Source organism: Arthrobacter sp. Y3223164, assembly GCF_059091005.1.
In genome coordinates this window covers 1-1312 of the sequence record NZ_JBNHGF010000572.1, presented here as the reverse complement: position 1 = coordinate 1312, position 1312 = coordinate 1, and the positions used below count along the sequence as shown (strand labels likewise).

At 68.0% G+C, this 1312-nt stretch carries 2 protein-coding genes; one reads left to right on the top strand and one right to left on the bottom strand.

Annotated features, from left to right (window positions below):
* The coding region (locus AC5RUJ_RS16500) for a hypothetical protein (RefSeq protein WP_494156272.1) at nt 1-844 on the bottom strand (844 nt) is incomplete at its 3' end.
* 176 nt (nt 845-1020) lie between these two features.
* Here AC5RUJ_RS16500 and AC5RUJ_RS16495 point away from each other — a divergent pair.
* Nucleotides 1021-1269 (top strand): DUF6458 family protein, encoded by a 249-nt coding sequence (locus AC5RUJ_RS16495; protein ID WP_494128697.1) that lies wholly within the window; start codon nt 1021-1023, stop codon nt 1267-1269.
* The last annotated feature ends 43 nt before the right edge of the window (nt 1270-1312 follow it).

Sequence of the window (1312 nt, the reverse complement as noted above, 5' to 3'; positions counted from 1 at the left end):
TCCGCCTGCGGCCGGGCAGCCTCTCCAGCATCCGGGCGGCGACCCGGCCGGGCACGGCCGGCAGCTCGCCCAGGCGGTACCGGTTGTCGGTAAGGTCCTCCACCAGGGACATCGGCAGCACCAGCGGCGGTTCCCCGAAGGCCGTCCTGGTGGCGTCGATGACGCGCCGGCCCATCACGTGGTTGCCGGCACCACCGACGGCCGCGCCGATGCCGAAGGGGACCGCGCGGCCGAGCATCGCCGTCCCCTGCTTGGCCAGCAGTTTGGTCAGGAAACGCTTCTTCAGGCTGTCCACCAGCGAGCTGACCATGCCGGAGGGCATACTGCTGCCCACCGCGTTTCCCCAGGCCCGCGACGGGTTTCCGCCGCGCCCGCCGGCCTGCCCGGCGAACTCCTTGATCAGGGAGCTGCCCTCGTCGCCCATCAGGATGGCCATCACCATGGCCTGGGAGCGTTCGGGGTTCTCGGTATCGATGCCATGCAGTTCGGCGATCGACTGGGCGAACAGGGCAGTGGCTTCCAGGAAGCCCACGGTAGCCGCCGCGGAGAGGCCCAGTGCCGCCACCGTGCCCACGCCCGGCACGACGGCGGATGCCCCCACCGCCGCACCGCCGGTGGTCACCGCCGCCAGGTATTTCTTTTCCAACTTCGCGGCCAGCTCGGCCGGCGTCGCGTCCGGGTTCTTGCGCCGCAGCCGGTCCAAGTTGGCCAGCACCAGCGGCCGCTGGACGTCCAGCGCCTTCATGATGCCGGTCGTCACGCCGGGCTTTGGGTTGCCGTGCTTGTCGAAAGCCGCATCGGCGGCGACGCGCATGGCTGGATTGATCTTCCGTCCTCTGGCCACAAACCCTCCTGGAGCAATCAGCACCGTGATGGTGTTCCGGCCTTAAGCGTAAGTCACCGGTTGCGGGACGTTCCCCAAAACACCAAGTATGCTGACAAAGCACCGCGTACTTCCTGTACGACGGCCGGACGCAGCGACTGCTGCGCCGGCCGCCCAACCTGAAGGAGTTGCTGGCTATGAGAATCGGATCATCAATTGCCTTGATTGCCATCGGCGCAATCCTGGCCTTCGCCGTTGCCGACGTCGTGGATTTCATCGACCTGACGCTGATCGGCTGGATCCTGATGGGTGTAGGCGTGCTCGGCCTGATCATCTCCATCATCATGGCCATGCCGCGCCGCGAGCACCGCGTGACGGAAAGCCGCCGCATCGAGGACCCGCACACGGGCGAAACCATCCGGCGGGACGAAACCCGCGGCCTCTAGGCCCACAGGCTGAGGCAGCCGCTGCACGCGGGCCTCCGCGGCC